This window comes from Sphingomonas sp. Ant H11 (assembly GCF_000797515.1).
Taxonomy (GTDB): Bacteria; Pseudomonadota; Alphaproteobacteria; order Sphingomonadales; family Sphingomonadaceae; genus Sphingomonas.
This window is the reverse complement of record NZ_JSBN01000026.1, coordinates 141,011-147,691: the sequence shown is the minus strand read 5'-3', so window position 1 is coordinate 147,691 and position 6,681 is coordinate 141,011. Positions and strand designations below refer to the sequence as shown.

Genomic DNA, 6,681 nt, shown 5'->3' with positions numbered 1-6,681 from the left:
AGCGCCGCGCGCAGGTCGTCCGCATCGGCGCGGGTCCTGAGGTGATGCACGTTAGCCGCATCCGCGCCCGGAAGATTGAGCCTGCGCGCCCGCGCGCCGGTGGCCAGCAGGACCCGATCTGCCGGGATGCAGCGGCTGTCGGCCAGCCGCAGTTGGCCCCCGGCACGGTCCAGCGCCTCGACCCTCGTCCCGAGTATCAGGTCGATCTGATTGTCGTCGTACCACCGCTCGTCTCGAAGCTCGAACCCCGCCGGCACCGTGTCCGACCGCAACCATTCTTTGGACAGCATCGGCCGTTGATAGGGCCGCCACGCTCCTCGCCGATCAGGACGACGCGCCCCTCGAACCCGCCGGAGCGGACGGCGGCCGCCGCCTGAGCGCCGGCAAGATTGGCGCCGACTATAGCGATCGTTCCGATCATGGTCATGCCGGCCTCGTCGGTCCCCGCTACCTAGAAGCGGATTTCCGCACCGATGCCGACGCGCCGCGGACGTTCGTAGATGATATAGGTGCCAAGCGGACCCGGGGAGATTTGCTGCGCCACCTTCGCGTTCGTCAGATTGCTGGCAAACAAATTGAAGCTGATCTTCTCGCCGGGAAGGCGCAAGCCGATCTCCCCGGACAGCATCGTATAGGAATTCTGCACCAGCGAATTAAGGAAGTCGTAATAGACCTTGCCGCTGTGGAACAGGTTCGCGCTCGCGGTGAGGCGGCTTTTGCCGATGTCGACGCCATACGTGCCGCCCAGATTGAAGGTATAGCGCGGCGTGCGGATCATCCATTTGCCAGAAACATCTGCGGAGCTAACGATATTGCCGCCGGTTGACTTGGGGATGAAGACCTGGGCCTGCGGAAACTTGTCATACTCGGCATGTGTGTAGACCGCGGACGCGCGGAGGTTGAGGTCGCGTATGGGGACAACGGTGACTTCCAGCTCCCCGCCGTAGATCTTCGCCGTCGCCGCATTCTGCAAGATGAAAGCATTGCCGGCCGAACGCGCCGTCACCTGCAGGTCGCTATAGTCATAGCGATAGGCCGACAGGTTGGTCCTGAGCCATGACGCGGGGTCGACCTTCAACCCGATTTCGGCCGCCTTGATCGACTCCGGATTCACCGCGATCGGCGACGTGCCGAAAGTGTTGAACACCCCGCTCTTGAAGCCGGTGCCGTAGCTTGCGTACACATTGGCGTGATCGGCAAAATTATATCGCAGCGCAGCGCGATAGGTAAATTTGTTAAATGATTTGCGGGCGGTGCCGAACGGCAGCGGTGTGCCATTGACCGATTGCTCGAATGTCCGTTTCTCGGTCGTGTAGCGCACACCGCCGGTCAGAAAGAGCGAATCGACGATCTCGTAAGTGCCCTCCGCAAAGCCTGCAAAGGAGGTTGTCGTGACCTTCGGCTCAAGTAGTGTTTGGCTCGGCACCGCAGTGGGAGATACCGCGCTGTAGATGAACACCGGCTGTTCGCCGGTCAGGCGAAACGCATAGGCTCCGAGGATCCATTTGAACCGCCCGACACCGGTGGAAAGCAGCCGCACCTCCTGGCTATACGTCTTGGGCCGGACCCGCATGTCAGTATAGCCCAGCAGAATGTTCGAGGCGTCCGAATCGGCGTATTGATTGACACGCGTCGTCATGAAGGCGCCGGTAGTCTCCAGGTTCACGCCGCCCAGATCGAACTGCGTGCGCAGCGACAGATCGAACCGGTTGTAGTCGGATCTCCCGCGCCCATTGAGCGATGCCTCCCAAGCCTGGTCAGGAATAATCACTCCCGGAAATGGCGCACCGGCGGTGTTTCCCCGGAACGGCTGCTGCGACGCCACCTGATCTTTCGTATCGACATACGCCGCGGTCAGGATGATTTTTGCCGAATCGCTGGGTTCGAACATTAGCTTGCTGCGTAGCGAAATCGTCCGCGCAGCGCCCAACGTTCCACCGGTGTTGAGGTCACTGATGTAACCGTCGCTCTTGCGGTATAACACCGCAAGATCGGCTGCGACTGTTTTGCCAAGCCCTCCGGTCACATAACCGCGAACATCGACGTCATTCGCCTCTTCTCGGGAGCGACCGTAGCGCGCGGCGATCCGGCCACTCGTCGTGAAACTGGGATCCGGCGTGATGACGTTGACCAGCCCGCCAGTGGCATTGCGGCCGAACACGGTGCCCTGCGGGCCGCGCAACACCTCGACCCGCTCGACCTGGACGAGGTCGATCTGCGTCGAATATGGGTCCGCCTGATAGACGCCATCGACGTAGATCGCGACATTACTCTCGTCCCCGGTAGAATTCCCTGCCGAACCGACTCCGCGAATGCTCGGCTGCATCACGTTCTGGTTACGACCGCCGTTGAATGCCGGAATGATCTGGGTAAGGCTGCGGACCTCGCGCACGCCCGTATTTTCGAGTGCATCGCCACCGATCGCCGTCACCGTCACTGGAATGTTTTGAAGCCGTTCTTCACGGCGCGTAGCGGTGACCACGATGTCGGCAATGCCGCTGTTATCGGGCGGGGTCGCGGCGGGAGCCGCTGGCGTGTCCTGCGGCGTGGCCGCAGCGGAAGGAACTGGCGCGACCGCTTGCGCCTGCGCGATCGCCGGGAAACTCACCGCGCAAAATAATGCGAACGGCCGCTTCAGAACCTGCATTCCCATATTCCTCTCCCCTTGCCTCGTTGGGCAACACCAAGATACGCGCAGCTCATCCGGCGGACTTCCCGCGTGTCAATACGGCGGCGTATGTTTATGGTCCATTCTTGTCAATGCTTATGTTTGCTCGCCCGTGGCGGTGAGGTGCGCGACACCAGAGATCCATCCCGGCGCCGGCCGATATTCTTTCTGTGCGACACGGTATTGACCCGTTGCTCCCATCGCTGCGGACGCGGCGACCCATGCCAAGAGTTCGTTGGCTCCCGAACCCGCGACCGCGTCGACCGCCGCGGTATCCAAGGCGTCGAGAGCCTCCCAGTCCTGCGCCGCGATCATTTCCAGGACACAAGCGTCCCAGGCCGGATTGAGCGGCCGTACCGGCCCCTCCCCGCGCGCGGCGCCCGCTGCGACGGCAAGAACCTTAGTTTCCCGTGCTCGCTGCTCGTCACGGGTCAGCGCTGCCGCCCCGGTCAGGCGGGCCCGCACTTCCGGGCTCGCGCCAGCGATCTGGGGCACCAAGGGGTCGTGGGACAGCCCGCCCGATGCGGCGAACAGGATGCGCAGGCTGCAGCGTCGCGCGAAACGTCCTACCGCTTCACCCAGCAGATGCGCGCGGCGATAGGTCGGCAGCGGCGGGGCGGCGCAGTTCACGAAGATCGGCACAACGGGATAGCGGTCCGCCCGGCCGAACATCAGTTCCCACATCTGCACGAAGCCGTGATCAACCACCATCGCGTAGGAAAGCGCTGCGTCCACGTCTCCTGCACGTACCGCGTCGAGCACCTGCAGCGCGAACACTTCATCGACCTTCAGCGGTTCGTCTGACGTTGCCCAGTCACCATAGGAACGCGCAGCCGTCCCAACGCAGAAGCTCGGCATCAGACCGTAGTTGAAACCGTGAAAATGGTCAGGCGCGAACTGGATGATGTGATCGGGGGCAAAGTCTTCGACGAAGTTGGCCATCCGGTCGAAAGACGCCTTCACCGCCATGCAAGTGGCATCGTCCGCGAGTTCCGGGTTGAGCATGACGGGGGAGTGCGAGGCACAGGCGAGGGCGAACGGCATCGCTATTCTCCCCCGATGCCGGCGTCGCGACCGAGCAGGAACGCCAGGTGGATACGGTTGAACGTGTCCGCATCCTCATATTGCGGCCAGTGCCCACACTCGTTCATCACGGCGAACTGGCTGCCCGGAATCATGTCGGCGATCTGCTTGCCTTCGACTGCGGTCGCGGTGGGATCATGCGAGGTCCACAACACCAGCGTTGGCGCCTTGATCGACGCATATTGTTCGGGCGTGACCATATTGCGCCGCCGGATCTCCATGTCCTGAAGGCACAGGATCTCGCGCATCACAGCTGCGAAACCCGGCTGGCTGTAGATGCGCCGGCGCACCTCGACGAGATCGTCGGTGACCTTGGTCTTGTCGTGCATCAGCATCTCGAGGCGCTCGCGAATCATCGCAGGATCGGGATGCTCCACCGCCCGCATCGACAAGCGCCTGATCCGCTCCATCACCTCCGGGTGCGCGGTCCAGCCGCCCGCGGTATTGAGCACGACCCGGTCCACCGCATCCGGGTGGTTCACCGCAAGATAAGTCGCGATCCAGCCTCCGAGCGATTCGCCCGAGACGTGCGCCCGCTCGCGCCCGAGCGCTTTCATCGCTGCCAGCACGTGCCTCGCGTAATCGCAAATTTCATAACCGCCGGTCGGCTTGTCGCTCCAGCCATGCCCAACGCTGTCGATCGCCACGGTCCAGAAGTGCTCCGCATGCGCGGCGAAGTTGCGCACATAGGCTTCCGCATGGCCGCCGGTGCCATGGAGCAGCAGCAGCAGCGGCTTGTCGCTGTCGCCGGCGCTGATGAACCGCGTTCGGACACCGCCGGCGTCGATGAAGCCCTGACGGAACTCGGTGGGACCGAGATCGGTCCAGATGCTGTGGTACGGCGTTTCCATTGGCGTATCCTGTTGTCGTTGCTGTGGGGGTCAGGCGATGTTGTGATAGCCACCTCGCCAGTGGACGAGCGGCGGCCTGTCGTGGTGGCGCGCGCGCATTACGCGGCCCAGAAAGATCGCATGATCACCGCCGGGAAACTCGTCGACCCTCTCGCATTCGATCCATGCGAGCGCGCCCGGCAACAGGGGTATGTCTGCCATGCCAGTCGCCGCACGGAGCGCAGCGAAGCGATCGACCGGAGCGCAGAATCGCCGGGACACCTCCTCCTGGTCGGCGGCCAGGATGTTGGCCGCGAAGTGGCGCGCCTTGCTGAAAACCGCATAAGAGGGCGCGGTTCGACGCAGGCTCCACTGCACCAGGGGCGGGTCGAGTGACAGCGAAACGAACGAACTGACGGTGACGCCGTGGGGCGCGCCCTGCGCGTCCCGAGTGGAGATCACGGTCACACCACTGGCCAGGCACGCCATCGCGCCGCGGAACGAATCCGCGCTAACGCAGGGTGAAGCCTGCCCCTCGGACCGGCCGTTCACGCCCCCGATCCTGGCGCGGCCCCTGCGGGTTGCGGCTCCCCTGCCAGCGCCAGAGCCGCATCCACCAACCGCCGGTAATCGGTGTCGTCAACCGCCAGATAGGTGCCGGCGATGTTGCGGACGGGATCGCCGGCATAATAGCGCTCATACTGGACGAGCCGCTGGCCAAACGCCTCGCCGGCCAGATCCCAGGCGAGCTTGAACAGCTTCACCCGATCGATCGACGGCAGCTGCGCGCCGGCATAATAGGTCGCGGTATCGCCCGCGATCTCCTCCGCCGCCAGATCGCGCCCGACGGCATCAGCATGAACCCGCCGGCGCCGATCGTCTGGAGGATTTCGATCACGCGCGGATAGGCTTGCGGCAGCATCGTCCGCAGCGTCTGGAGCGGCGCGAGCGCAGGCCGGAGCGTACCGCTCGCGGTTCGCTCCGCCTCGACCTCGGCGCGTGCCAGTCCGCTCTTGAGATGCTCGACATAGCCGATGCATTCCCCCAGCATGTGCTGCACATGCAGGAAGGCGTCGGCACCGATCGACCGCGCGACCGCCATGGCGAGGCCGGTGGCGAACTGCATCTTCGCCAAGGCGCGTGTATTGGTCTGGTAGGCCGTGTGGTTGCGGATCGCGGTGCGGAAATACATGTCCCCCGACAACTTGACGTCGCGGTAGCTGAAAACCCGCTCCCAGGGCACGAACACGTCGTGGAACACCAGGAGCGAGTCACTTTCCTCGAACCGCGTCGACAACGGATGGTCGAACGCCGCACGTTCGCCAGCGATCACGTAGGGCTCGCGGCAGATCTGGCGCAGGCCCGGCGCACCGGCGGGCACCGCACAGATCAGCGCATGGTCCTCGTCGCCGGGCTTCATGCCGGGCAAATTGTACAGCAGGATTTCATCGGCGACCGGCCCTAGCGTGGCGATCATCCTGGCGCCGCTGATGCGGATTCCGTCATCTTCCTCGCCGGTGACACGCAAGTGAAGTGAACCCTGTTCGTGGCTCTGTTTGGTGCGATCGTTCTGCGGCGGGACCAGCGCATGGCTGAGAAACAGGTCGTGGCGGCGCACGTGATCGTAATACGACGCGACGTTGTCCGCATATCGCTCGCCGGCCTCGCCAAAGACGCTCCGGTCCTCCCAGAGCGCCAGCAGGGTGGTATTGAGGAAATCGGGGGACCGCCCGAGCAGGCCGAAGCTCGCCTCCGCCCAAAGCCTGAACCCTTCGCGCCGCCTGCGCAGGTCGTCGACGGTCTGCGCGGGCTCGAACGCGATTCCGCAGCGCTCGCCGGTGACAGCGTCGAGCGCGGTCAGGCTGTCGCGATGCTCGGGCTGGTGCTGCATGTCATACAGCGCCGCAATCTCGCGCGCGACCGCGCAGAACGCCGGGTGATCGGCGACGTTGTCGACTCGCTGACCGCCAACCCATACGTCGCGCGGACTCGATCGCAACCCCTGCAGATACTCGGCCCCGGTCCGCACACCCATCCACTCTCTCCCGCCGATCGAAATACCGTACGTGAGAGTATCTAATCCCGGGCGACTGGTTGCCC

The 6,681-nt window shown here is 64.0% G+C and carries 5 protein-coding genes and 1 pseudogene; all 6 read right to left on the bottom strand.

All coding sequences use genetic code 11. The features are described 5' to 3' along the window. Positions 1-290, bottom strand: a 290-nt coding sequence (locus NW75_RS06820) for an FAD-dependent oxidoreductase (protein ID WP_033964374.1), incomplete at its 3' end; no start/stop codon positions are given. Between the two features lie 161 nt (positions 291-451). Continuing rightward, positions 452-2,647: a TonB-dependent receptor gene (locus NW75_RS06815; protein WP_081988662.1), complete on the bottom strand. Its 2,196-nt coding sequence runs from the start codon at positions 2,645-2,647 to the stop codon at positions 452-454. A gap of 117 nt (positions 2,648-2,764) precedes the next feature. Then, positions 2,765-3,712: a 3-carboxyethylcatechol 2,3-dioxygenase gene (locus tag NW75_RS06810; protein WP_033964372.1), complete on the bottom strand. Its 948-nt coding sequence runs from the start codon at positions 3,710-3,712 to the stop codon at positions 2,765-2,767. A gap of 2 nt (positions 3,713-3,714) precedes the next feature. Beyond that, a complete protein-coding gene (locus tag NW75_RS06805; protein WP_033964371.1) occupies positions 3,715-4,602 on the bottom strand; it encodes an alpha/beta fold hydrolase in 888 nt (295 codons plus the stop codon). Between the two features lie 30 nt (positions 4,603-4,632). Continuing rightward, positions 4,633-5,133 carry a flavin reductase family protein gene (locus NW75_RS06800; RefSeq protein ID WP_033964370.1) on the bottom strand — a complete coding sequence of 167 codons (501 nt, stop codon included), beginning with the start codon at positions 5,131-5,133 and terminating at the stop codon, positions 4,633-4,635. Next, a pseudogene (locus NW75_RS06795) lies at positions 5,130-6,616 on the bottom strand (4-hydroxyphenylacetate 3-hydroxylase family protein). Before NW75_RS06795 ends, NW75_RS06800 begins: the two are co-directional and overlap by 4 nt. Positions 6,617-6,681 lie beyond the last annotated feature (65 nt).